Origin of the sequence: Propionibacterium sp. (genome assembly GCF_047719395.1) — a bacterium.
In the GTDB taxonomy this organism is placed as follows: domain Bacteria; phylum Actinomycetota; class Actinomycetes; order Propionibacteriales; family Propionibacteriaceae; genus Propionibacterium.
In genome coordinates, this window is the sequence record NZ_JBDNTB010000006.1 from 25453 (window position 1) to 50175 (window position 24723).

25 protein-coding genes and 1 riboswitch are annotated in these 24723 nt (G+C 65.8%); of the genes, 12 read left to right on the forward strand and 13 right to left on the reverse strand.

Annotated elements, in window-relative coordinates; translation table 11 throughout:
• The first annotated feature begins 1 nt into the window (after position 1).
• Positions 2 to 108, forward strand: a riboswitch (TPP riboswitch).
• A gap of 43 nt (positions 109 to 151) precedes the next feature.
• From ABF648_RS01820 to ABF648_RS01845, 6 genes are read left to right on the forward strand one after another with little or no spacing between them, the layout of a single operon-like run.
• Entirely contained in the window at positions 152 to 781 is a 630-nt protein-coding gene (locus ABF648_RS01820) for an ECF transporter S component (RefSeq protein WP_415630584.1), read from the forward strand.
• 4 nt (positions 782 to 785) lie between these two features.
• Positions 786 to 2309, forward strand: a complete 1524-nt coding sequence (locus ABF648_RS01825) for an ABC transporter ATP-binding protein (protein WP_415630585.1) — start codon at positions 786 to 788, stop codon at positions 2307 to 2309.
• The gene (locus ABF648_RS01830; RefSeq protein WP_415630586.1) at positions 2306 to 3088 is read left to right on the forward strand and encodes an energy-coupling factor transporter transmembrane component T family protein; all 783 of its coding nucleotides are present in this window, start codon (positions 2306 to 2308) and stop codon (positions 3086 to 3088) included. The genes ABF648_RS01825 and ABF648_RS01830 overlap by 4 nt, the downstream gene beginning before the upstream one ends.
• On the forward strand, positions 3085 to 3690 hold the full coding sequence (locus ABF648_RS01835) for a cobalt ABC transporter (RefSeq protein ID WP_415630587.1): 606 nt from the start codon (positions 3085 to 3087) through the stop codon (positions 3688 to 3690). The genes ABF648_RS01830 and ABF648_RS01835 overlap by 4 nt, the downstream gene beginning before the upstream one ends.
• A gap of 10 nt (positions 3691 to 3700) precedes the next feature.
• Positions 3701 to 4465 (forward strand): type I 3-dehydroquinate dehydratase, encoded by a 765-nt coding sequence (aroD, locus tag ABF648_RS01840; RefSeq protein ID WP_415630588.1) that lies wholly within the window; start codon positions 3701 to 3703, stop codon positions 4463 to 4465.
• Positions 4462 to 5085 (forward strand): DUF4328 domain-containing protein, encoded by a 624-nt coding sequence (locus ABF648_RS01845; protein ID WP_415630589.1) that lies wholly within the window; start codon positions 4462 to 4464, stop codon positions 5083 to 5085. The genes aroD and ABF648_RS01845 overlap by 4 nt, the downstream gene beginning before the upstream one ends.
• 76 nt (positions 5086 to 5161) lie before the next feature.
• Here the strand turns inward: ABF648_RS01845 and ABF648_RS01850 are convergent, their stop codons facing one another.
• The 12 genes from ABF648_RS01850 to dacB form a co-directional block, all read right to left on the reverse strand.
• The gene (locus tag ABF648_RS01850) at positions 5162 to 7696 is read right to left on the reverse strand and encodes an ATP-dependent Clp protease ATP-binding subunit (protein WP_415630590.1); all 2535 of its coding nucleotides are present in this window, start codon (positions 7694 to 7696) and stop codon (positions 5162 to 5164) included.
• Between the two features lie 218 nt (positions 7697 to 7914).
• A complete protein-coding gene (locus tag ABF648_RS01855; RefSeq protein WP_415630591.1) occupies positions 7915 to 8241 on the reverse strand; it encodes a histone-like nucleoid-structuring protein Lsr2 in 327 nt (108 codons plus the stop codon).
• A 307-nt stretch (positions 8242 to 8548) separates the two neighbouring features.
• Complete coding sequence (locus ABF648_RS01860; RefSeq protein WP_415630592.1) at positions 8549 to 9055, reverse strand: DUF3180 domain-containing protein; 507 nt, start codon at positions 9053 to 9055, stop codon at positions 8549 to 8551.
• A complete protein-coding gene (gene folK / locus ABF648_RS01865) occupies positions 9048 to 9608 on the reverse strand; it encodes a 2-amino-4-hydroxy-6-hydroxymethyldihydropteridine diphosphokinase (protein ID WP_415630593.1) in 561 nt (186 codons plus the stop codon). The genes ABF648_RS01860 and folK overlap by 8 nt, the downstream gene beginning before the upstream one ends.
• Positions 9605 to 9979 carry a dihydroneopterin aldolase gene (gene folB / locus ABF648_RS01870; protein ID WP_415630594.1) on the reverse strand — a complete coding sequence of 125 codons (375 nt, stop codon included), beginning with the start codon at positions 9977 to 9979 and terminating at the stop codon, positions 9605 to 9607. The genes folK and folB overlap by 4 nt, the downstream gene beginning before the upstream one ends.
• Positions 9980 to 10069: 90 nt before the next feature.
• Positions 10070 to 10918, reverse strand: a complete 849-nt coding sequence (folP, locus tag ABF648_RS01875) for a dihydropteroate synthase (RefSeq protein ID WP_415630595.1) — start codon at positions 10916 to 10918, stop codon at positions 10070 to 10072.
• Positions 10919 to 10920: 2 nt separating this feature from the next.
• A complete protein-coding gene (folE, locus tag ABF648_RS01880; RefSeq protein ID WP_415630618.1) occupies positions 10921 to 11511 on the reverse strand; it encodes a GTP cyclohydrolase I FolE in 591 nt (196 codons plus the stop codon).
• Between the two features lie 100 nt (positions 11512 to 11611).
• Positions 11612 to 13633: an ATP-dependent zinc metalloprotease FtsH gene (gene ftsH / locus ABF648_RS01885; RefSeq protein ID WP_415630596.1), complete on the reverse strand. Its 2022-nt coding sequence runs from the start codon at positions 13631 to 13633 to the stop codon at positions 11612 to 11614.
• Positions 13634 to 13763: 130 nt separating this feature from the next.
• On the reverse strand, positions 13764 to 14315 hold the full coding sequence (gene hpt / locus ABF648_RS01890; protein WP_415630597.1) for a hypoxanthine phosphoribosyltransferase: 552 nt from the start codon (positions 14313 to 14315) through the stop codon (positions 13764 to 13766).
• Between the two features lie 9 nt (positions 14316 to 14324).
• Positions 14325 to 15338, reverse strand: a complete 1014-nt coding sequence (gene tilS, locus ABF648_RS01895) for a tRNA lysidine(34) synthetase TilS (protein WP_415630598.1) — start codon at positions 15336 to 15338, stop codon at positions 14325 to 14327.
• A 12-nt stretch (positions 15339 to 15350) separates the two neighbouring features.
• The gene (locus ABF648_RS01900) at positions 15351 to 16400 is read right to left on the reverse strand and encodes a zinc-dependent metalloprotease (protein ID WP_415630599.1); all 1050 of its coding nucleotides are present in this window, start codon (positions 16398 to 16400) and stop codon (positions 15351 to 15353) included.
• Between the two features lie 53 nt (positions 16401 to 16453).
• Entirely contained in the window at positions 16454 to 17839 is a 1386-nt protein-coding gene (gene dacB / locus ABF648_RS01905; RefSeq protein ID WP_415630600.1) for a D-alanyl-D-alanine carboxypeptidase/D-alanyl-D-alanine-endopeptidase, read from the reverse strand.
• Positions 17840 to 17929: 90 nt separating this feature from the next.
• Here dacB and ABF648_RS01910 point away from each other — a divergent pair, with 90 nt between their 5' ends.
• From ABF648_RS01910 to ABF648_RS01935, 6 genes are all read left to right on the forward strand, one after another.
• The gene (locus tag ABF648_RS01910) at positions 17930 to 18487 is read left to right on the forward strand and encodes an inorganic diphosphatase (RefSeq protein WP_415630601.1); all 558 of its coding nucleotides are present in this window, start codon (positions 17930 to 17932) and stop codon (positions 18485 to 18487) included.
• A 130-nt stretch (positions 18488 to 18617) separates the two neighbouring features.
• Positions 18618 to 19670 carry a TRM11 family SAM-dependent methyltransferase gene (locus tag ABF648_RS01915; RefSeq protein WP_415630602.1) on the forward strand — a complete coding sequence of 351 codons (1053 nt, stop codon included), beginning with the start codon at positions 18618 to 18620 and terminating at the stop codon, positions 19668 to 19670.
• A gap of 9 nt (positions 19671 to 19679) precedes the next feature.
• Positions 19680 to 20225, forward strand: a complete 546-nt coding sequence (locus ABF648_RS01920) for a SixA phosphatase family protein (RefSeq protein WP_415630603.1) — start codon at positions 19680 to 19682, stop codon at positions 20223 to 20225.
• Between the two features lie 73 nt (positions 20226 to 20298).
• On the forward strand, positions 20299 to 21345 hold the full coding sequence (locus tag ABF648_RS01925; protein ID WP_415630604.1) for a hypothetical protein: 1047 nt from the start codon (positions 20299 to 20301) through the stop codon (positions 21343 to 21345).
• Between the two features lie 117 nt (positions 21346 to 21462).
• Positions 21463 to 22827, forward strand: a complete 1365-nt coding sequence (locus tag ABF648_RS01930) for an ammonium transporter (RefSeq protein ID WP_415630605.1) — start codon at positions 21463 to 21465, stop codon at positions 22825 to 22827.
• Between the two features lie 3 nt (positions 22828 to 22830).
• Positions 22831 to 23169, forward strand: coding sequence for a P-II family nitrogen regulator (locus tag ABF648_RS01935; RefSeq protein ID WP_415630606.1), 339 nt, complete (start codon positions 22831 to 22833; stop codon positions 23167 to 23169).
• Positions 23170 to 23287: 118 nt separating this feature from the next.
• Here the strand turns inward: ABF648_RS01935 and ABF648_RS01940 are convergent, their stop codons facing one another.
• Positions 23288 to 24640, reverse strand: coding sequence for a flavin monoamine oxidase family protein (locus ABF648_RS01940; RefSeq protein ID WP_415630607.1), 1353 nt, complete (start codon positions 24638 to 24640; stop codon positions 23288 to 23290).
• Between the last annotated feature and the right edge of the window lie 83 nt (positions 24641 to 24723).

Genomic DNA, 24723 nt, shown 5'->3' on the forward strand with positions numbered 1-24723 from the left:
ATCAATGCCACACGGGAGTCCGCCGCAGTGGGCTGAGAGGAGAGCAACAGCTCTCGACCGTCGAACCTGATCCGGATCATGCCGGCGCAGGAAGGCCTCTTGCGGGCGTCGCCCGCACCGTGCCCAAGATCAGAACAGAGGGGCACACAACATGTCAGCACATTCATCGTCCGCCGTCGACGAGACGCTGCCGGAACAATACGGGGTCGGTCACTGGCGGGTGGTCGACATCGTCGTAGGGGCCGTGCTCGCGGTCGCCGTCGGGCTCATCTTCTGGGCCTGGGACACCATCGGCTACGCCTGGTATTCGGCCATGGACACCCTCACACCCGGCCTCGGCGGCCTGGCATCCGGTATCTGGTTCCTGGGCGCCCCACTCGGGGCGTGGATCATCCGCAAGCCCGGCGCCGCCATCTATGTTGAGGTGCTGGCCGCCATCGTCTCGATGGCGATCGGTAACCAGTGGGGCATCACCACCATCACCTCCGGCTTCTTCCAGGCACTGGCGGCTGAAATCGTCCTCTTCATCGTGCGCTACAGGGTGTGGACGCTGCCCGTGGCGCTGATCGCCGGTGCCGCCACCGGATTCGGCGCCTGGGCCAATGAACTGTTCATCGGCAGCACTCCCAACATCCAGAAGAGTTTCGGCTTCAATGTCATCTACCTGGTGTCCAATGTGATCTCGGGCGCCGTCCTCGCGGGGCTGCTTGCGTGGCTGATCACCAGGGCACTGGCCAAGACCGGCGCGCTGAGCCGCTTCCCCTCGGGCCGGGAGGCCTGAGGGCTTGAGCAGCGCACCTGTCGTCGAAGCCCAGGACTGGGGCTGGCGGTATTCGGGCCGGAACCGGTGGGCGACCAGCGGGCTGACCTTCTCGATTTCTCCCGGCGAGCGGGTGCTGCTGCTCGGCGGTTCCGGTGCGGGCAAGTCCACCTTGCTGTCGGCGCTCACAGGTGTCCTCGGCGGCGCGGACGAGGGTGAAGAGCACGGAAAGCTGCTCGTGAACGGCAAGCACCCCACCCGCATCCGCGGCCGGGTGGGCCTGGTGATGCAGGACCCGAGCTCCCAGGTGATCCTCGAGCGTGTGGGTGACGACGTCGCCTTCGGCTGCGAGAACCTGTGTGTTCCCCGCGAACAGATCTGGCCGCGGGTGCGCGCAGCCCTGGACGCCGTGCACCTGGATCTGCCGCTGGACCATCCCACCCATGCGCTGTCGGGCGGGCAGCAGCAGAGGCTTGCCATCGCCGGGGCGTTGGCCATGCAGATCGGAACTGATCGCATCGGGGTTGCCGGCGCCCCCGGGATCCTGTGCTTGGACGAGCCCACCGCCAACCTCGACCCGGTGGGCATCGTGGAGGTGCGCGAGGCGATCTCTTCGGTGGTGGCCGACCGGCGCACCACCCTGGTCGTGGTGGAGCACCGCATTGAGGTGTGGGTCGATCTGGTGGACCGGGTGATCGCGCTGGCACCGGGTGGCGGTCTGATCGCCGACGGCCCGCCCCGGGAAGTCTTCACCCACCATCGCGAGGAGCTCTCCGCAGCCGGTGCATGGGTGCCCGGAGTCGACTCGGGGATTCATGCGCGACCGCAGCCCACCGGTCGCGCCGAGCCGCTGCTGTGGGCCGAGGACTTGTCGATCGGTTACGCCCCGCAGCACCCGGTGCACACCCATCTGGCGACCCGCATCCCAGCCAGGCGTGCCACCGCCGTCACCGGACCCAACGGCGCAGGCAAGACCACTCTGGCGCTCACCATGGCCGGCGTGCTGCCTCCGCTGGCCGGTCAGGTGCAGACCGCCCCAGAGCTGCGCCCCACAGCCTCCCAGCACCTCACGCGGCGGCTGCGCAGGCACTTCGACCCAGCCCAGCAGAGCACCTGGCCCAGCCGCGACCTGCTCACCCGGATCGGCTCGGTCTTCCAGAACCCAGAACACCAGTTCGTCGAGGCCACCGTGCACGACGAACTGGCCGTCGGGCTGCGGACGCTGGGCCGCAGCACTCAGCAGACGAGCACCCGGGTCGATGAGCTGCTCGCCCAGCTGCACCTCGACCACATCGCCGAGGCGAACCCTTTCACCTTGTCAGGCGGGGAGAAGCGCAGGCTCTCGGTGGGCACCGTGCTGGCCACCAGCCCGACCGTCATCCTGCTGGACGAACCCACCTTCGGTCAGGATCGCAACACCTGGATCGATCTGGTGAAGCTCGTGCAGTCAATCCTCGACGAGGGTCGCACCATCATCTCGGTCACCCACGACGACGCTTATCTGCGAGTGCTCGGGGAGAACATCATCGCCATGGAGCCCACGGCATGACTTCCATCGCGCGGCCCACCACGGCGCTGGACAGACTCAATCCGGTGACTCGGCTGCTGCTCCTGGTGGTGGCAGCGATCCCGATCATCATCTCCCTGGACTGGCTGAGTTCGGCGGTCATGCTGGTCGGCACATTGACGATCTTCCTGGTGTGCGGTGTGCCACCGCGCCAGCTGGCGATGCGGATGCGCCCGATCTCGATCGCGGCGCCGCTGGCGGCGATCTCGATGGCGCTCTACGGAAAACCGGGCGGCGAGGTCTACTGGCACTGGGGCCTGGTCGTGGTCACGGAACGCTCGGTCACCATGGCCATCGCTGTCATCTTCCGAATTCTGGCGCTGGGTGCCGCTGCCGTGGAACTGCTCGGCGGACTCGACCTCACCGCCACCGCTGACGGCCTGGCCCAGCTGTGCAAGCTGCCCGACCGATTCGTGCTCGGGGCGTTGGCCGGGATGCGAATGGCAGGCATGTTCACCGAGGACTGGCGCACCCTCTCGCTGGCCCGGCGCACCCGCGGACTCGGCGACACCGGGCGGCTGCACCGATTCGCGACGATGGCCTTCGCGCTGCTGGTCTTCGCGATCCGGCGCGGTACCACGCTGGCCACTGCGATGGAGGCCCGAGGTTTCTCCGCGCAGAGCGCCGCGCAGCGCACCTGGGCCCGCGAGTCAACACTTGGCCGGCCCGATGGGATCGGCTGGATCGTCACCGTGGCACTGGACGCGGTGGCCGTGCTGGCATCCGTGCACTTCGGCACCTTCACCTTCATCACCTCATGAACGCACCTGGCCCCGAAGGCACCTCGCACCCCATTCGGATCGGGCTGCCCACCGGGCTGCCCGAGCTCGTGGAGCGCATTGTGACCAGGGCCGGGGGCAGACGAGCAGTGATCGTGATGGACGGCGGCTCGGGATCGGGCAAGACCGGGCTCGCCGCGCAGCTGATGCACGCGCTGGAGACGGCTGGCATGACGGGCCTCCAGCTCGTGCACCTCGATGATGTCTACCCCGGCTGGGACGGGCTGTCCCAGGCCAGCGCCTTGGTGCCGCAGCTGTTGGGCCCTGAGGATCCGCACTATTGGCGATGGGACTGGACCGGTCACCATCGCACCGATCGAGTCTGCCTGGACCCGGCCGCGCCCTTGTTGGTCGAAGGATGCGGCGCACTCACCCCTGAGTCAGCAGCGCTGGCCACCACGACCATGTGGCTCGCCGGCAGTGCCGCATCTCGCAAGCGCGCCGCGCTGGATCGTGATGGCGAGCTGTATGCCCCGCACTGGGACCGCTGGGCCCGCCAGGAGCGCGAGCACTGGCGGCACAATCATCCCCGTCAGCTGGCGCGAGTACTACTGCATTGGGAATCGCAGTCCGGCGCGGACTAGCGTGGAGGCCATGGCGACGCTGGACCTGGGCGGCACGATTCTCGGTGACCTCGACAACGGCCCGAAGGTGATCATCCCCCTGGTCGGGGAAGATTCGCAGACGCTGCTGGGACAGGCCCGGCAGGCGGGTCCTCTTGCAGATCTCATCGAGTGGCGGGTGGACGCCTTCGACGAGCCCCTCGCCCCCGACGTGCTCTCCGAGGTGGCCGGCCGGATCCGCCAGACCGCCGGGAAACCGCTCATCGCCACCGTGCGGACGGCCGCCGAGGGTGGCGACTTCACCGGCAACGACCACCAGTACCCCGCGCTGGTCGCCGTACTGGCGCGCATCGACGCCATCTCGGCAGTCGACGTGGAGGCCGAACGCCTCGGCGCCCCGGACTGCATCGCCGCAGCCAAGGCCCTCGGCACACCCGTGATCGCGTCCTACCACGACTTCTCCGGCACCCCCGGGACCGAGCAGATGCAACGGCGACTGGCCGACATGGAGGCGATGGGTGCGCAGGTGGCCAAGCTTGCCGTCATGGCGCACACACCCGCCGACACCGCAGCTCTGCTGATGGCCACCGCCCGCCGCCACGAGCAGGCGGGCGTGCCGCTGCTCACCATGGCGATGGGTCCGGTCGGCGTGGTGAGCAGGGCTGTCGGCCACCTGTTCGGTTCGTGCGCAACCTTCGCCGCACTCGACGGCCAGTCCTCTGCCCCGGGCCAACCCGGGGTTGCCGCGTTGCGCTCGGTGCTGTCCGAGCTCAGCATGCTGGAAGGTTCCCGATGACTCTCGAAGGGCGCCCGACCGCGGCCTGGTGGTCCCAGGCCAGGCTTCTGCCGTTGTTGCTGGTGACATCGGCAGGGGTGCAGGCCGTCGCGGGGGTGGTGTGCCTCTTGCTGGCAACCCGGGTGCGCATGGAGGGCCCCGGCGACATACCCACCGCACGGATGGACAACTCCTGGACACTGATGGCCACCGCCACCGGTCTCGTCCTGCTCATCACCGCTGCCGTCTGGATGGCCTGGCAGCGGAGCCTGGCGCGGCTGCTGTGGCCCGAGGGCGAACTGATCCGCCAGCCCTCCGTGCAGATGATCGCCTGGGTGATTCCCGTGGTTGCCTGGTGGTGGCCGCTGCAGGACATCCGGCGTAGTCACGAGCTACTCGTACGGCGCGATGACAGCACATTCACCCGGCTGACCATGCGCTGGTGGGTGTGCTGGCTGGTCTTCTGGGCAGCCCAGCTGGCCGCCGCCTGGATCGAGGGATCCGTGCAGAGTCTGAATGGCATCCGCGCCGCTTTCACCGCCACCGGCATCGCCGACCTACTCGCCATACCGGCCGCGCTCCTGGCCAGCCAGGTGGTGCGCGAGATCAACCGCCAGGTGAGCGAGTCTGTACGCCCCTGAACAACCGTCCCTGAACACCGAGTCAGGCCGCACCCCGAAGGATGCGGCCTGACTTCAGTGCTGGTGTGCTGTGACCCTAGTTGTTGCCGGTGTCCCCACCGGTCAGCTCGGCCATGTCGGGCTCCCCCACGGGATCCTTCGGCGTACCGGTGAAGGTGAAGGCCTCCGCAGTGGACTTGTCGGCGTTCTCCACCGCGTCGACGACCACGATCGAGCCGGGCTTGAGATCCCCATAGAGGATTCGCTCGCTGATCGGATCCTCGATGTCGCGCTGGATGGCACGGCGCAACGGCCTGGCACCCAGCACCGGATCGAAGCCCCGCTTGGAGATCAGTTCCTTGGCAGCGGGCGTGAGCTCGATACCCATGTCGCGATCTGCCAGCCGCCCCTCGATGCGCCCGACCATGAGATCGACGATCCGCAGGATGTCCTCCTGGCTGAGCTGGTGGAAGACCACCACCTCGTCCACGCGGTTGAGGAACTCCGGGCGGAAGTGCTGCTTGAGCTCGTCGCTCACCTTCGACTTCATCGCCTCGTAGCTGGACGAATCGTCACCGGCCTTGGAGAAGCCGAGGTTCACCGAACGGCTGATGTCGCGCGACCCGAGATTCGTGGTCATCACGATCACGGTGTTCTTGAAGTCGACGACCCTGCCCTGGGCATCGGTCAGCCGGCCCTCGTCGAGGATCTGCAACAGCGAGTTGAAGATGTCGGGATGGGCCTTCTCGATCTCGTCGAAGAGGATGACGCTGAACGGCTTGCGGCGAACCTTCTCGGTGAGCTGGCCGCCCTCTTCGTAACCCACGTATCCGGGCGGAGATCCGAACATCCGCGAGGCGGTGTGCTTCTCGGAGTACTCGGACATGTCCAGAGTGATGAGCGCATCCTCGTCGCCGAACAGGAACTCGGCGAGCGCCTTGGTGAGCTCGGTCTTGCCGACACCGGAGGGGCCGGCGAAGATGAACGAACCAGACGGCCGGTTCGGATCCTTCAGGCCAGCACGGGTGCGCCGGATCGACCGCGAGATCGCCTTGACGGCTTCCTCCTGGCCGATGTAGCGCTTGTGCAGCTCGTCCTCCATGTGGAGAAGGCGCTGGGACTCCTCCTCGGTGAGACGCACGACGGGAACACCGGTGGTGCTGGACAGCACCTGGGCGATCTCCTCCTCACCGACGACGGCCGGGATCTCGGCCTCGCCATCGCGCCAGGAAGCCTCCTTCTCCTGCCTCTCGGCGATGAGCTTGCGCTCGTCGTCGCGCAGTTTGGCGGCGGCCTCGAAGTCCTGGTGGTCGATGGCGGCCTCCTTCCTGGCACGGGTGTCGGCGAGCTTCTCGTCGAACTCGCGCAGGTCCGGCGGCGCGGTCATCCGAGCGATCCGGAGCCTTGCGCCGGCCTCGTCGATCAGGTCGATGGCCTTGTCGGGCAGGAAGCGATCCTGGATGTACCGATCGGCCAGGTTCGCCGCGGCGGACAGCGCCTCGTCGGTGATCGCGACCCGGTGGTGGGCCTCGTAGCGGTCCCGAAGGCCCTTGAGAATCTGGATCGTCAGCGGGATGGAGGGCTCTTCCACCTGGATGGGCTGGAAGCGCCGCTCCAGGGCGGCGTCCTTCTCGATGTGCTTGCGGTACTCCTCCAGCGTGGTGGCGCCGATGGTCTGCAGCTCGCCGCGGGCCAGCATCGGCTTGAGGATGCTGGCTGCGTCGATCGCGCCCTCGGCGGCACCGGCACCCACGAGGGTGTGAAGCTCGTCGATGAAGAGCATCACATCGCCGCGGTTCTTGATCTCCTTCAGCACCTTCTTCAGGCGCTCCTCGAAATCACCGCGGTAACGAGAGCCGGCAACCAGCGCACCGAGATCGAGGGTGTAGATCTGCTTGTCCCGCAGGGTCTCCGGAACATCACCGCGGACGATGGCCTGAGCCAGTCCCTCGACGACGGCCGTCTTGCCGACGCCGGGCTCACCGATCAGCACCGGATTGTTCTTGGTGCGACGGCTCAGCACCGTCATCACCCGCTCGATCTCCTTCTCCCTGCCGATGACAGGATCGAGCTTGTTCTCACGGGCGGCCTGGGTGAGATTTCGGCCGAACTGGTCGAGCGCACCATTGCTGGGGCTCTGCGAGGGATTCACCTCGGGAGCACCCGCGGTGGCGGGCTGGGCGCCGTTCTCGTCCTGGTAGCCCGAGACCAGTGCCAGCACCGTGGTGCGCACCCTGTTGAGGTCGGCACCCAGCTTGATCAGCACCTGGGCGGCCACCCCCTCACCCTCACGGATCAGCCCCAGCAGGATGTGCTCGGTGCCGATATAGGAATGATTCATCTGGAGCGCCTCGCGCAGCGAGAGCTCCAGCACCTTCTTGGCGCGCGGGGTGAAGGGAATGTGACCCGTGGGCGGGGTCTGCCCATGGCCGATGATTTCCTCGACCTGTTCGCGGACCGCCTCGAGCGAAATGCCCATCTGCTCCAGGGCCTTCGCCGCAACGCCTTCACCTTCGTGGATGAGACCCAACAGAATGTGCTCGGTGCCGATGTAGTTGTGATTCAGCATCTTCGCTTCGTCCTGGGCCAGCACGATGACCCGGCGCGCGCGGTCGGTAAAGCGCTCAAACATGAGGTCTCCTAACAGCAGGCCCTATGGCCTTTCCTTCGCAAGAACCCGCCGGACCGGTTGGGCCAGCGCCGCTCTCGCTCTTGGTCAAGTCTATTAACCGTGCTTGATGGTCAGTTGTTCGGTCGTTCGCCGGGAGCACAAACGCCTCCCAAGAGCACTCTAGGAGCTCTGGGAGGCGAATTGCGCTGGGACCACGCGAGACTGCGCCCTGGCGTGGACTACTTGTGGGCCTCTTCATAGGCCTGACGAACATCCTTGGGGATACGGCCACGCAGCGGCACCTCATGACCGTTTGCGTGGGCCCACTCGCGGATCTGAGCAGCATCGCCGCTGGAGGAACCGCCGGAGCGACGACCAGTGGACTTGCGTCCGCTCACCCGGCGGGCATTGCCCACCCACTCCGCAAGCGCATCACGCAATTTGGACGCATTTTCATCAGACAGATCAATCTCGTAGGTGACGCCGTCGAGGCCGAAACCCACTGTCTGGCTGGCTTCACTGCCGTCAATATCGTCGGTGAGCACAACCTTTACGTTTCGTGCCATGTCATTCCTTTCGGGGGGACGAGAATGCTATTTCAGCGCCCATCAGAAGATTCTTAAAGCTACTTCATTATGATAGTTAACAACTATCGGCCAGCAAACTCAAATACTCCATCGCAGAGCACTCAAATGAGTTTCACAGCCTTCTCATGCTAGCCTTCCTTCCGGCGTAAGTCATCCTGGGCCGGGAGACGACGAGGCAATCCATCAACTCAGCGGAATCAAAGTCGTGGTGCGGACATTGTTCCCGGTTGGTCGGTTGCGGCAGATGCATTTTGCATTCGTACGCACACGCACCAGTTTCTGGCACTCAGAGAGAAGTCAGTTCGCCATTCTGCTCGGCATCGCCGTCATCGGAACCGGCGCCGGGCGAGATACACGCCTTTTCCAGCGCACGACCCGCGCAGGCAAGCAGCACAGCCACCACAATCGTGGCCGAACCCCAGATCACCCGGGCGCGGGGCAGCGGAAAATTGAGATGGCCGATGAAGGTCAACACGTACACGATGTGAAAACCCACCAATACTGCGCCTGCCAGAATTGCCACCTTCGCGCAAGCCAAGGCCGCCACCGCGCGCTGTGGGTCGATGTCTTCGGGCCGTTGGGCAACCGTCCGGGCCATCGCCCTGGCCCACCACCAGGTCAAAACCGCGCCCAGCGCCAGCAGCACGACGAGCAGCCAGGGAGTCAGTGGGGCGACCGACCCCGCCCTGTCCACGGCGATGAGCAATGCACCGCCCAGAAGGGCTCCCACGGCTGCTGCCACGGCAACGGAGACCGCTGTGGTGGGTCGCAGCGTTCCAGGACGCTCAGGCACCGGCGCCGGGCTTGACGAGACCCACATCGAGGCGGCGCACACCACTGGTGTCCATGCCGGAGATGAGATCCGTCACAGTGCCCTCGGGCAATTGCGCAGTTGGTTCGACATCCAGCCAGGGAACGAGAACAAATGCCCGCTCATGAGCCCGTGGATGCGGAAGCGTCAGCTGTTCGGTCTGCGAGGTTCTCGATCCGACGGTGATGAGATCAATGTCGAGAGTCCGCGGCCCCTTCGGACGGCTCGGGATTCTCTCCCGATCGAAGGCGCGCTCAATCGCCTGACATCTCTCAAGCAGCACAAATGGCTCAAGAATTGATTCGCCGAGGACCACCAAGTTGTAAAAATCAGGCTGATCCAGATCACCGACGGGTGCGGTGAGGTAGACCGCCGACAGATCCACCAGGATGAGATTCGGTGTTTCGGACAGCAGGTCGACTGCGCCCTGCAATATGTCAAGGCTGTCGCCCATATTCGAGCCCAGCGACAGAACCACTTGGTTGAGGGGTTTCAGGTCGCCAATCGTGTCCGAATCGACCGGGAATGTGCTCATGATGCCTTCCTGTAGACAGTGGCCGAGACATCGCCGAAGGTGTGGGCGATGGGTGCATGGGGCTTGTGGACGCACACCTCCACGGCGCGCACTGGCTCAATCCGCAAGCAGGCACTGGCAATTCGGGAGGCAATGGTCTCGATGAGATTCATCGGTTCCGCGGAGAGGACCTCGAGGGCAGCCCGGGCAGCCTGCGAGTAATCAACTGTATGACTCAGATCGTCATCACCGAATTCCGGCACCAGGAGACTCAGGTCGACGACAAATGGTTGCGGAATCACGTGCTCATGGTCGAGTGCGCCATGGCGTGCCACAGTGGACAATCCCGTCAGGTTGATGACCACGCAATCTGGCTCCGGCGACACAGCCATGCCAGCTCCTCATCTCGAACGCGTTGCGTCTTCGCGCCACGGTACCCGACCCACCTGGGGTGCGCACAGTACCCTGCCGAGCTGAAGAAATCAGTGCCCATCTCCTGATGGAGCATTTTCGCCGGTCCATACCAGGCGCTCGGCCACAGCCACGGCGTCCACCTGGGAGGCCACCTCGTGGGTGCGTACCGCCCACACTCCGTGCTGGGCGCACCAGGCCGAGATCGCGGCCGTGGCGGCGTCCCGCCCACCCACCTCACGCCCGTGCAGCAGCGCACCGAGGAAACGCTTGCGGGAGGCGCCGATGAGCAGACGGTGCCCCATCGAGGCGAAGGCATCCAGGTGTCGCAGCAGTTCCCAGTCCTGCTCGCCCATCTTCGCGAAGCCGAGACCCGGGTCGGCGATGATGCGCTCGGCACCGATGCCGGCCGAGATCGCCGCGTCCAGGCGCGCCCCCAGCTCGCTGCGCACCTCTGCGACGACATTGCCGTAGTGCGCCCGCGAGGCCATCTGGGCACCGAATCCCCGCCAGTGCTGGCAGACATAGTCGACGCCCAGGCCGGCGACCACCGGGAACATCCGCGGGTCCGCCAGCCCACCGGAGACATCGTTGACGATGGACGCGCCGGTCTCAACCGCGGCGCTGGCCACCGTGGCGCGCATGGTGTCGACCGAGATCGGCACCGCGGCCATCTCCGGGAGGGCGTGCAGGCCCTCGATCACCGGCAGCACGCGGCGCAGTTCCTCGTCCTCGCTGACGCGCTGGGCCCCGGGCCTGGTGGATTCCCCGCCGATGTCGAGCAACTCGGCACCCTGGCTGGCCAGCTCGACACCGTGGGACACTGCCCTGCTGGCATCCAGATACAGGCCACCATCGCTGAACGAGTCCGGGGTGACATTCACGATGCCCATGACCATCGTGTGGCGAGCAGCGGCCACCTTCAGCGGCCCTCGGTGATCAGGCTCATCGCCTCGGCGCGCGTGGCAGGATCGCGCAGTACACCGCGCACAGCGCTGGTGATCGTCTTGGAGCCGGGCGAACGGACCCCGCGCATTGTCATGCACAGGTGCTCGCACTCCACCACCACCAGCACCCCCCTGGCGTGCAGCACGTCCACGAGTGCATCGGCCACCTGACCGGTGAGCCGCTCCTGCACCTGGGGCCTACGGGCATACAGCTCCACCAGTCTGGCCAGCTTCGACAGCCCTGTGACACGGCCGTCCTTGGGTGGGATGTAGCAGACATGGGCCACGCCGAAGAAGGGCATCAGGTGGTGCTCGCAGGTGCTGTACAGCTCGATGTCGCGCACCAGCACCATCTCGTCGTGGGAGATGTCGAAGGTGCGGGCCAACACCTCGGCGGGGTCCCTCCCCAGGCCGGAGAATATTTCCCCGCACGCCCTGGCCACCCTTGCCGGGGTCTCCAGCAGGCCTTCCCGATCGGGATCCTCGCCGATGCCGGCCAGCAACTCGCGCACAGCCGCCTCGACCCGGGCACCGTCGAATCCTGCTGGCAATTCGCGGCCAGGCATCCGGTAGGCGGAATTGTCGGGCGCAGAAGGCCCGCCGACCGGCGAATCGGTCGCCTTGGAGATGGTCACGCTGCCTCCTGGAGTGGACTGCGCGCCCATCCTAGTGGGGGCTGGAACCCGAGGAGGGCGGCTGCCAGTCGGCCGGCGGCTGCCAGGGCAGAGCCGCGGTGTGCTGCTCGGGTACATCAGTGGGCGTGCTGCGCCGGACTCGCCGCACCGGCAACGTGATCGGTGGGATGACAGACGGCTCACGGGCCGGGGAACCTGTCCAGGCGCCGCGAGTCGGGTGCAGATCGAGCTCCCGGAAGATGGTGGCCACCTGTTCCTTGTCGAGGGTCTCCTTCTCGACCAGCTGGCGAACCAGTTCGTCGAGTACCTCCCTGTTGGCGACGAGCGCATCGAAGGCTTCCTGATGGGCATTCTCCAGCAGCGTGGCGATCTCCTCGTCGACGATGCCGGCGAGCTTCTCCGAGTAATCCTTGCTCTGCTGATAGCCCATGCCCAGGAAGGGCTCGGAGTCTCCAGAACCGAGCTGCACGGTGCCGACCCGATCACTCATGCCGTACTGGGTGACCATCGCACGGGCCACGTCGGTGGCTTTCTGGATGTCATTTGCCGCACCGGTGGTGGGGTCGTGGAATATGAGTTCCTCTGCTGCCCGGCCGCCCAGCATGTAGGCCATCTTGTCCAGCAGCTGGCCCCTGGTGGTGGAGTACTTGTCGGAGTCGGGCATCACCATCGTGTAGCCCAGGGCACGCCCGCGCGGCAGGATGGTGATCTTCTGCACGGGGTCGTTACCGGGCATCGCGGCGGCGACCAGGGCATGACCCGCCTCGTGATAGGCGGTGACGAGCACCTCGTGCTCGTCCATGATGCGGGAGTGCTTCTGCGGGCCGGCCAGCACACGATCGATGGCCTCGCCCAGCTGGGTGCGCCCGATGGTGGGCAGATTCTGCCGAGCCGTCAGCAGGGCCGCCTCGTTCAGCACATTCGCCAGGTCGGCGCCCGTCATGCCGGGGGTGCGCTGGGCAATCCTGGCCAGGTCCACATCGTTGGCGATTGGCTTGCCCCGGGCGTGCACCTTGAGGATCATCAGTCGGCCCTCCATGTCGGGGGCCTCCACCGGGATCTGCCGGTCGAATCGTCCGGGGCGCAGCAGTGCCGGGTCGAGGACATCGGGGCGGTTGGTGGCCGCGATCAGGATGACCTGCTGGTTGGGTGCGAATCCGTCCATCTCGACCAGCAACTGGTTGAGGGTCTGCTCGCGCTCATCATGCCCACCACCGGTGCCGGCTCCGCGGTGCCGGCCGACGGCGTCGATCTCGTCGATGAAGACGATGGCCGGGGCTTCCTGTTTGGCCTGCTCGAACAGGTCGCGCACCCGGGATGCACCCACGCCGACGAACATCTCGACGAAATCCGAGCCCGACATCGAGAAGAAGGGAACGCCAGCCTCGCCGGCCACCGCCCGGGCCAGCAGCGTCTTGCCTGTTCCAGGCGGACCGTAGAGCAGCACGCCCTTCGGGATCTTCGCCCCGACCCTCTCGAATTTGCCCGGGTCGGAGAGGAATTCGCGGATCTCCTGGAGTTCCTCGATGGCCTCCTCGCAACCGGCGACATCGGAGAAGAGCGTAGTGGGAGTGTCTTTGTTGGCGATCTTCGCCTTGGACTTGCCGAAGCCCATGACGCCACGCCCGCCGCCCTGCATCGAACCCATGATCCACCAGATGGCCAAGATCATCAGCAGTGCCGGGATGGCGATGTAGGCGACCGAAGTCCAGATGCTCGGCCCAGGAGTAACACCCTGCCAGGAGGTGAGGGAGCCATCGGAGACCCGCTGGTTCAGCCGATCGGTCAAGGCCGTGGTCTGGCCCTCCAGATAGCTGGACTTGTAGCGCGAGTGCGCGGAGTCGTTCATCCTGATCTGCACCGTCTGGTCACCGGCGGTGAGGATGACCTCGGTCATCGGCTGGGAGCCGTTGATGATGTCGACCGCGCGGCTGGTGGGAATTTCTGTGTAGGCGTCATTGCGCCCGATCAGGTTGACCCCCACGAACAGAGCCGCCACCAGCACGAGAACCCATACAAGGGGTCCACGCAGAATCTTCTGCCGACTGGGCATGTACCTCGGTCACCAACTCTCGGCGCTCTCGGGCGCGTTCCGTGGCCGCCCGAGAGGAGGATTTCCTGGGCGCGCTGGACAACGAGACTACCAGCGCGACATGTCACGACCCGTTGGTGCCGGAGGCAGATCAGCTGTACACGTGCGGAGCGAGAATCGCCACATCGCGCAGGTTGCGATAGTGCCCCGCGTAGTCCAGTCCGTAGCCCACAACGAAGTCGTTGGGCAGGTCGAAACCGACGTATTTGACGTCGACCGGGGAGGTGAGGGCTTCGGGCTTGCGGAACATGGTGGCGATCTGCAGGCTGCTGGGCCCGCGGCTGCGCAGATTCTGCACCAGATAGGACAGTGTGAGGCCGGTGTCGACGATGTCCTCGACGATGAGCACATCGCGGCCGTGAATGTCGGTGGTGAGGTCCTTCAGGATACGGACCACGCCAGAGCTGTGGGTTCCCGTACCGTAGGAGGAGATTGCCATCCAGTCGACGCTCAGCCGGGACTTCATGGCTCGCGACAGGTCCGACATCACCATCATCGCGCCATTCAGCACTCCCACGAGGAGCAGATCATGCCCTTCATGGTCAGCGTCTATCTGGGCAGCGAGCTCTTCGACCCGCTCGGCCAGACTCTCGGCGGGAATGAGAACTTTGTCCAGGTCATCGGCGATGTCGGCAGCATCCACGGCGCAAGCTTATTGCAGTCCGGGGGCAGCCAACTCCAGATGCCCATCGCGACGCACCACTTGACAACCCCCGGCCAGGCTGACTCCTTTTTGACCGTGCCAGGCCAGCACCAATCCCAGCACGGCGGAGGTGTGCTGGAAGTCCGGCGCGAGCACCCCGCATCGAGTCAGCCAGACCCGCACGATCCGGCCACGCAGCGCGGGAGGCCGGCCGGCCAGGCCCTTGCAGTCCAGTCCCGGATGGGATGTACCGGGTACCAGCAGTTCGTCCAGCGCGTCGCGGGCGAGTTCGTCCAACAGATCGGCGTCTGCGCGGGCCAGCTGTGCCGTGCGCGCCAGGCTTTTCGCCATGTCGCGGCCGAATTCGGCGTCCAGCATGGGCATCACGCGGGCCCGCACCCGGGCGCGGGTGTAGCAGTCGTCCCGGTTCTGCGGATCCGTCCACGGCTTCAGGCCCCAGTCCGTGCAGGCTTGATGGGTCTGGGCCCTGCGCAGGCCCAGCAGCGGGCGCACCATGCGCGGACGACGGCCCGAGCTGGGAGCCATTCCGGCCAGCGAGCGGATTCCGGAGCCACGGGCCAGGCCGAGCAGCACGGTCTCCGCCTGGTCATCGAGGGTGTGTCCCAGTAGGAGGAGGTCTGGGAGCTGAAATGCGGGGGACGCAGAGCACAAGGCCTGATAGCGGGCGCTGCGCGCAGCGGCCTCGGGACCGTCGGGGTGCTGCGGGTCGACGCTGACGCGTACCATCCGCGCAGGCAGACCGAGACCGGTGACGGTCTGCACAGCCTCCCGGGCCACCTGGCCGGAGCCTTCTTGCAGCTGGTGGTCCACGACCATGGCCTCGGCCCTCAGCTCCGGTTCCCGCCGGACCTGCCAGGCCACGGCCGCTGCCAGTGCCAGCGAATCGGGCCCCCCCGAACAACCCACTCGCACCCGGAGCTCGCCGTCGCGCGCGGCGTCCAGAATTCCCCGCACTGCGCTGACCACGGCCAGACAGGCAGGGCTGAGGGCATGCACCGTCATCGGAGCCGCCCGTCAGGCCTGGGAATCGGGCGCGACGCGGTCTATCCATCCCTGTGGATGCAGGATCTCGTCGAGACTCGGCAGCATCTCGGCCGATTCGAAGACCTTGTTGAAAGTGGCGATGCCCTCGACCTCGGTATGCCCGGAGGCGATGACTGCGCGGCAGAATTCTGCGCCGTCGCGGTACTGGGCGAGTTTGGCGTCCATTCCGATCAGGCGGCCCAGCCACGCGGAGGGGCCACTGCGGTTGCGCCGACGGTCGAAGTCACGTCGGATGCTGTCCAGGGTGGGAACCACCCCCGGGCCGGCGCGGTCCATCATCACATCGGCATGGCCTTCCAACAAGGACATCACCGCCGCGACCGAGTCGAGCACGGCAATCATCGAGGAGTCCTGGGTGGCGTCGGCGACCCGCGTGCTCCAGGGCCGGTGCTCGCGGATGTCCCGGCGGATCGCAGCGAGCCGGGCGTCGAGGTCCTGCATCAGGCCATGTTCGGAATCACTGTCCACGATTGTGCGCATCTGATCGGTGATCCAGCCGGTCAGCCATGGGGCGTTGGCGAACTGCACGCGATGAGTCTGCTCGTGCAGAGCCACCCAGGTGCGGAAATCACGGGGCACTGCACCCAGGTGGCGCTCCACCGACATGATCGACGGCGCAACCAGCAGCAGTCTCGGGCTGGACCCGAGGGCGTCGAACTGGCCAAGGATCCGGGATGCAATCGCCGCCAGAATCACCCCGATGGAGTGCCCACGTGCCTTCCCGGCCGCCCGCGCGGTCCGGCTCGTGGGCGATGGTGCCGTGGCGCCGATACGCTCCGCCATGGTGCGGGCCATTGCGATATTCGCCCGGATGATGCCGGGTCGGTCCACGACAAGCTCGAGAATGTCTTCGCCCCGGGAGGGCAGTTGGGCGGCCTGTGCGATGAGTCCGGGCGCGATCCGGGCCGCCTCCCGCAGGTCGCGCACGCAGTCCAGCCGCTCCTGATCACAGACCCGAGGTCCGGGCGGTGTGAGGACAGTTGCCGTGGTCTCGGCTGCATTCCAGTCGATCCACGGCATCTCTGTCCCCATAGTCGGTGATCTTATTCGCTCAGCGGCATCCCGGAAGGGTTTCAGGAGGAGCAGCTGCAGGATGCGAGGCCAGCCGCGAGTTTGTCCAGATAGGGACGGAAATCGGTGCCCGCGCCATTGGCGACGATCGCGAAAGCCACCATCGAGCCGTCCGCGGTCGGGGTGTACCCGACGAGGGCTCCGGATATGTCCAGCGAGCCGGTTTTGGCACGGACCCTGCCGCCGCCGGCCGAGGATGCGGCGTCGATGAATCGGGAATCGAGGGTGCCGGTGGCCGCCGCGACGGGAAGGCCGGGAAGTATCGGACGCAGCTCCTCGCGGCTCGCCGCGAGGACGATGGCTTGGGAGAGGGAAGAAGAAGTGAGCCGATCCGCCTCGTCCAGCCCGGAGCCGTCGTGCAATGAATCAGCCGGGCTCCACAGCCCGAGATCGGTCATCGCCTGGTGCAGCGCGGTGACGCCGCCGTCGAAGCTGGCCGGTTGGCCGTAGGCAATGGCGAGGTGACGGAAGAGCGTCTCGGCGATCGTGTTGTCACTGTGACGCAGACACTGCTGGACGATCTCTGACAAGGGCAGGGAATGCACCGTTGCGAGTGCCTCGGCCGAGCTGGTGACCTGCTGCGAGGAGGGGGCGCCGTTGACCTGGATTCCGTTCGCGGCGAGCTGGCCGGCGAAGGTGCTGGCGGCGCTGGCCGCCGGTGTGGTGGAGCCGCCGCCCTCGTCCACCATGAGGGCCGAGATGTCATTGACGAACTCCATGTCGCCGGGCTGCCAGCCGGGGTGACGGGCATCGCCGGTGAACAGCGAATCGTCATATCCCAGGCTGACCTGCGATATTCCCCTGGCCTTCAGGGCGGCTGCTGTCTGAGCGGCCAATTCCTCGGTGGTAGGTGGCAGCGGCTCTCCATAGTTGTAGGCACTCTTCGAGCTCGCCAGCAGTGGGTCCCCGCCGCCCACCAGCACGATCGAGGAGGGGGATTCCATCACGACCTTGGTGTCGAAAGTCGTGGTGGCACCGACCTTGTCGACGAGCGAGATGGTGGTCATCAGCTTCATGGTGGACGCCGGCACGACGGGATCATCGGCCCGGGTCGACGAGAGCGCCGCACCGGTGGTCAGATCACGCACGGACATCGTGGAATTGGGGGTCACCCCGGTGGCCTGGACCACAGCATCGACCTTCTGGGCCGAGGCCGGCCTGAAGGATGACGGCACGGGAGCCGGGGACACGGTGCCTGCGCCCTGCGGGGCATCACTGGCGGTGGGGCTGAACATCGCAGCAGGGACCGTCTGCGCCGCGGCGGGAACGACGATGCCGGCCCGCCGGGCCAGCGGCCTCCACCCGAACAGTGCGAACAGGGCCACAATCGCCAGTACCACCACGAGAATGACCCAACGCAACCAGCGCCGATCCCTCGATGAATTCACGTGCCACTTCCTGACCGGGTAATGTCTGGTCCGTCTCCCATGCCGCCAGAGCAACCAGTCTCCGGTGACCAATCATAAGGACGCAACGACGTGACCGATGATTTCCGCATCGCCACCGGGCTGCCGCAGTTCGGCCTGACCTTCGACATGACCGTCGAAATCCCCCGTGGCACCAAGAACAAATACGAGATGGACCACAACACCGGGCGCATCCGGCTCGACCGCACCCTGTTCACCTCGACTCAGTACCCCTATGACTATGGCTTCATCGAGGGAACACTCGGTGAGGACGGCGATCCGCTGGACGCCATGGTCATCGTCGCAGAGCCCACCTTCCCAGGCTGCCTGATCCAGTGCCGCGCCATCGCGATGTTCCAGATGCAGGACGAGATGGGCGGCGACGACAAGGTGCTGTGCATTCCCACGGCGGACATCCGGCGGGACTACATGGACAATCTCGACGACGTTCCGCAGATGGTGATGCTCGAGATCGAGCACTTCTTCACCGTGTACAAGGATCTGGAGCCCGGCAAGAGCGTCGAGGGTGCGTCCTGGGTCGGGCGCGCCGAGGCCGAGGACGAGATCCGCGCCTCGTATCAGCGGGCCAAGGGCACTCCCTACGAGCATCTCAAAGTCGATTTGCAGTAGGCCTGCAAGACACCAGACAGACCAGATGGATCTGCAGGACAGTGCGCAGGAAGATCTGTCGTGCGGGTCACCGTATCGCTGGCATGTCCGATGCCGCGGAGTTGACCGCCGCAGGTGCAAAGATGAGCCGGTGTCTTCATGTCTGATGCTGGTCTCCCCCTCCTCGAACCGCGTGTACCAGCAGGCAGCACCGCAGCTGGCCGCCGCAGAACTGGCAGTGACGACGACGCCGTCGATCATCGCCGAACAGGTCAGCGTCGCGGGCGTGGACTATCTGGCCTTCGATGCCGAGCCGGATGCCCTGACCGGTCTCGGCGGCCAGTCCAGTGCCATGGCCCTCTTCGAACGCACCGGCGATCTACTCAGGCCGGTCGAGCTGGTACGCCACGAGGCGATGGACTCCGATCTGCTGACCATCCCCAAGTACCAGGGCAAGACCAATGAGCTGTTCACCCGCCTGCTGCTGCATGTGACCACCTCGCAGGTACGCACCGGGCGCGCGCAGCTGTCGGTGCTCGACCCGCTGGCCGGCCGGGGCACCACCTTGCTGGCAGCCTGGACGAGTGGCATGAATGCCTATGGCGTCGAGGTGGACGAGCATTCCTTCGAGCAGTTCGCCGCTTATCTCAAGGGCTACCTGCGGCGCAAGAGGCTCAAGCATTCCGCTGACATCTCTCCGGTCCGAAGGGAGGGGAGGATGATCGGCCGCCGCTTCGACGCCGAGGTACGACCCGCCGAGACCACACATGGGCATCCCGGTCTGCCGGGCGCGCCGGAACTCGGCCTCACTTTCTTCACCGGTGACACCGCAGATTCAGGACGTCTGTTCGGCAAGAAGAAATTCGACGCGATCGTCACCGACGCCCCCTACGGTGTCGTGCACGGTTCGGCCAGACGGGGTTCATCACGGCAGCACACCGCCACGGCCAAGCAGCTGGACCGCTCCCCCGCGGAGCTGCTGGTGCGCGCGGTGCCGGTGTGGGCCTCGTTGCTGCGTCCGGGTGGCGCATTGGGCGTGAGCTGGAACACCTATGGGCTTACGCACGACGAGTTCGCCGCCATCTGCACGGACGCAGGCCTGCAGGTGTGCCAGCAGGGCAGCTGGCTCGGATTCGCGCACCGGGTGGATTCCTCCATCAAGCGCGACATCCTGGTGGCGCTCGCCCCGGGCCAGCCGGATTAGTCTCGTGCCATGAGCCGGACCCTGTATCTCATGCGTCATGCCGAGGCGAGTTCTTTCGCAGCAAGTGATGTCAATCGCCCACTCAGCCGCCATGGCCGCAAACAGGCCAGCCAGATGGGCGCCATGCTCGCCGGAGCAAAGGTGGGCCTGGCGATGGTCTCACCTGCTGCGCGCACCCGGGAGACCTTCGCGCGAATGCGGCTGCACGGCCCCGACGGCGCTGAGACTCCCGTCCAAGTGGTGGACGATCTCTACGGCGCGGGCACCAGCACCCTGCTGCAAGCCATCGGCGCGGCCCCGCAGGAGGCCCAGGTGCTGCTCGTCCTCGCACATGCACCGGGCATCCCCACCCTGGCCGCGCAGCTGCGTTGGGCCGGCACCGGCAACGAGGCCGACCTGCATGCCGGCTTCTCCACCGCGACGGCCGCAGGCTTCTCGGTCGACTGCGAGTGGGACGAGCTCGCCGGCTTCGACGCCTTCGCCTACGCCGACCCGGCCGCCCCGCACGACTGCCCGGTGACTCCCCTGGGTGCACCTCTCTCTCCCACCGTCTAACCCCCTAGGATGGGATGTCGCTGAATTGCAACGGCCAGGATGGCCTGTTTGACATGCCGACAGGAGGTGCAGGGTGGCCAAGCGTCCCCGGCGCTCTGAGCGGCCTGGCTGGATCGACCGTTCCTGGGACCGCTGGCAGACCACCAGGAGCTACGCCTGGCTGAGAGCCGTCGCCCTGAAGGTCTGGCTGGCCCCGCTGTGGCGAATCCTCACGACGATGGTGCTCGTACTGACCGCCATGATCGTCTACGGAGCCACTCGCTCCTCGAACGGACGGCCGGCCACCCCCGAGATCACCTCCAGCCCTTCTGCGTCACCGAGCGCATCGCCGTCTGCCACGCCGCGGCCCTCACCATCGCCCGACCCGGCGCCGAGCGGGCCGGCCCTGGAAGATCTGAAGACCCAGGTCACCCGTATCGAGGCACGCTACAACGTGCAGATCGGGGTTGCAGTGAGTTCGATCGCACCGGTCGGTTCTGCTCCCGCCCAGACCTGGACGGCCGGCTCGGTGGCCAGCGCGCCGGCCTGGGGAACCATCGATGTGCCCATCGCGGTGGCGGCCAATCGGCTCAGCACTGCCCCCGCCAACTTCACCTACATGCTCACCAAGAGCATTTCGGAATCATCGCTGTCCTCCGACGAGGCGCTCTACAGCTTTCTCGGCGATTCAGCCACCGCGGCAGGAAGGACCCAGGATGTGCTGCGCCAATTCGGGGACTCGTCCACCATCGTGCCCACCACATCGCCGCGCCAGGGCGTGCCCGCATTCACCCAGACCGATTGGCCGGTGGCAGCGCAGGCCCAATTCGCCGCACAACTGTGGTGCTCCTCCGATGACGCCTTCATCAAGTCACGGATGCGCTATGTCGATCAGAACCATTCCTACGGCTTCGGACGCGTCATCTCCAGCTTCACCAAGACCTCTGAGGGAACCGGCGACGACGATCGTCCGGTGCTGCGTCAGCTGGCAGTCATCCCAGATGAGCAGGCGAACAGGGTGGGGGTGGGTCTGGTCGTCATCGGGCAGAAGAACGACATCGATTCTGCCCGGGTGGCAGCCGACGCGGTAGCATCCCAGGTCTATTTCGCTTCGGGAGAACTGGGCGGCGGGCACTGCTGAACCGACGTGCTGCGATACACCGGTTTCCTATGAATTCCGTGAACACCGTAACGCGGTCGTAACACGAGTTGAACGCGGCTGCAACGCTGTACCGCAAAGCTGTCACGCATGATGGCAATGGATATCAGTCCCGGCGACACGGCTTGGGTCATGATCAGTGCAGCACTGGTACTCCTCATGACACCTGCTCTCGCATTCTTCTATGGTGGCATGGTGAGGGCGAAAAACGTCCTCAACATGATCATGATGTCGATCATCTCGATGGGCATCGTCGGCATCTTGTGGGTGCTCTTCGGATTCTCCGAAGCCTTCGGCAATTCTTGGCACGGCATCGTCGGCGACTTCACCCAGTTCGCCGGCCTGCGCAATCTTGGCGCGGATGTCGTCCTTGGTGATGCACCCAACCAAATCCCCGCGCTGGCCTTCGTGGGCTTCCAGGCGGCCTTCGCAGTCATCGCCGTGGCCCTGATCTCAGGTTCGCCCGCCGATCGGCTGAAGTTCGGCGGATGGTCAATCTTCGTGGTCGCGTGGAGCATCCTGTGCTACTTCCCGGCGGCCCACTGGGTGTTCTCCTTCGACGGTTATGTGTCCGAACGCGGCGGCTGGATCGCCAACCAGCTGAAGGCATTCGACTTCGCGGGCGGCACGGCGATCCACATCAACGCCGGCGCCGCAGGACTGGCACTGGCGATCGTGTTGGGCCCGCGCATCGGCTTCGGCTCGCGCACCATGCGGCCGCACAATCTGACCCTGGTGATGCTGGGCGCCACCGGACTGTGGTTCGGCTGGTTCGGGTTCAATGCCGGATCTGCCCTGGGCGCCAACTACACGGCCGCCCTGGCATGGGTCAACACCATGATGGCCACCGCAACTGCCATGATCGCCTGGTGTGTCACCGAGCGCCTGCGTGACGGTCATGCGACCAGCCTCGGCGCCGCGTCCGGCATCGTGGCCGGCCTGGTCGCCATCACCCCCGCATGCGCCTTCGTGAACCCGATGGGAGCCCTGGCAATCGGCCTGCTTGCCGGTGTCGGCTGCTGCTATGCGATCAGCTGGAAGTTCAAGCTCGGCTATGACGACTCCCTCGATGTTGTCGGCGTCCACCTCGTCGGCGGCATCATCGGCACCCTCGCCGTCGGCCTGTTCTGCAAGGCAGATCTCACCGATGGCGTCAACGGTCTGTTCTACGGCGGTGGGCTGGAGCAGTTCGGCCGCCAGTTGATCGGTGCCCTGGCCGTCGGCCTGTGGTCATTCATCGCGAGCGTCGGCATCGCCTTCGCCATCAAGAAGACCCTCGGCCTGCGCGTCAGCCGCGACGAGGAGACCCAGGGGTTGGACGTCAACGAGCACGCCGAAGTGGGCTACGACCAGAGCAACATCGGCATGTCCGTCCCACGACTGAGCTCGATCACGCTGCCGCATGCGGTCACGACACCGGGTACCTCAGATTCGGCGCGCCGTTCCGATTCAGGGGAGGCCTGAGACATGAAGCTCATCACAGCAATCATCCAGCCCGCAGCACAGGCAAATGTGGAGATCGCCCTTGCGGAATACGGCATCAAGGGCATGACGGTGTCCGAGGTGGCCGGGTTCGGCCGCCAGCGCGGGCACACCGAGATGTACCGCGGCGCGGAATTCACCATCGATTTCATCGCCAAGGTACGCATCGAGATCCTGGCCGCCGACTCCGAGGTCGACGCCATCATCGACACCATCTGCACTGCCGCGAAGACCGATGTCGTGGGTGACGGCAAGGTCTGGGCGATGCCGGTGGAGGACGTCGTGCGGATCAGGACCGGAGAAAGAGGGGAAAAGGCCCTCTGATTCTCCGGTGCACAAAGGCTGGGCCCTCACCCCGAAAAGGGGTGAGGGCCCAGTTGTCGTCCCAGCGTTGAGTGAGGCGTTGGTGGTGATGTGCTATGTGGTGATGGACGGCCAGGACTCAGGCGCAGAGCAGGCGCAGGATCGCGGCGGCTGCCTCATTGCCCGAACGCACCGCTCCCTCCATGTAGCCGTTGAATTTCGCGGCGTACTCCGCGCCCGCGAAATGCACCAGCCCGAAGGGTTTGCCCAGCTGCTGGCCCGAAACACTCCACACACCAGGGGCGAAGTGGGCGCCGTGACTGCCCCTGGTGAAGGGCTCCGCTCCCCAGTCGCAGTCGACATACTCCACGGGATTGGCGGCCTGCGCGCCGAAGACCGACACGAGGGCATCGCGGAATACCCGCTTGCGCATGCTCTGTGAGAACTTGGTGAGCATCGAAGCCTCGCCGCCCTCGAAGAATCCGGTGAGGATTCCGCGGCCCTCGGCGTCATCTGTGACATCGAAGGTGACCCGGACCGGCCCGTCGTCGGCGCTCATCTGCCCCGACAGACCCTCCTCGCGCCACCAGGGATGCTCATAGGCCACATAGCACCGGATCACATTGCCCGGCGGGGTCTTCTTGGCGGTCTCCTTGCGCCAGGGCTCCAGCGGGGGCTCGTACTCGAAGTCAGTTGCCAGCCATGGCGGCAGTGCCATCACCACGCTCGATGCCTCGTACTGCTGGCCGTCCTCGGTGATCACGGTGGCCGCGTCGTCGTGCTGGTTGATGGTTTTGACCACCTGGCCCAGACGAAGCTGATCGCCCAATTCGGCGGCCATCTTCTCGCAGACCTGCGCCAGCCCGCCGAGCACACGGACCTGACCGATCTCACCGCTGGCGGCGATGAGGTTCTCCATGTCGATGCCTTCGCGAACTTTGACGAGGGCCTGACGCAGCTGGATCTTCTCCAGGGGTTCCTCGAAGACAGCATTCATCGCGGCGAGGATGTCGCGCCGGCCCGAGGGAGTTCGTAGATTCGAGGAGACCCACTGCTCTACCGGTTGATCGAGCCATGCCGCATTGGCAGCGGTCCAAATCTCATCGGTGGCCGAGCGTTCGGCCAGCCGGCGCAGGCGCATCAGACCCTGGCCGAGATCGGCGATGGCGAAGGGGGAAGTCTTCTCGGTGGCGGTATCGGACTGTGCGACCGCGCGCACCTGGCCGTGCCGGACCAAGGTGAGCTTGCCGGAATTGGCAGGAGTGGTGGACAGCCCGTCGTCGTCGACGAGTGCCATCAACCGATCATGACTCGAGGTGAGCCATTGGCCACCCAGATCGACGACCTCGCCGCGCTGGAGCATGGTGCTCGCGACTCGGCCGCCGACTCGATCCTGGGCCTCCAGCAGAACGATTTCCTTGCCTCGCTGAGCGAGTTGAGTTGCCGCACACAGGCCTGCCAGACCCGCGCCGACTATCACGCAATCAAGCACTGTGCCCCCTAGGTCCGCAGACCACTTCGATCACTGACATGACTCTACTGGCGGCGTCATTCAGGCCGTGGCCGGGGGCATCA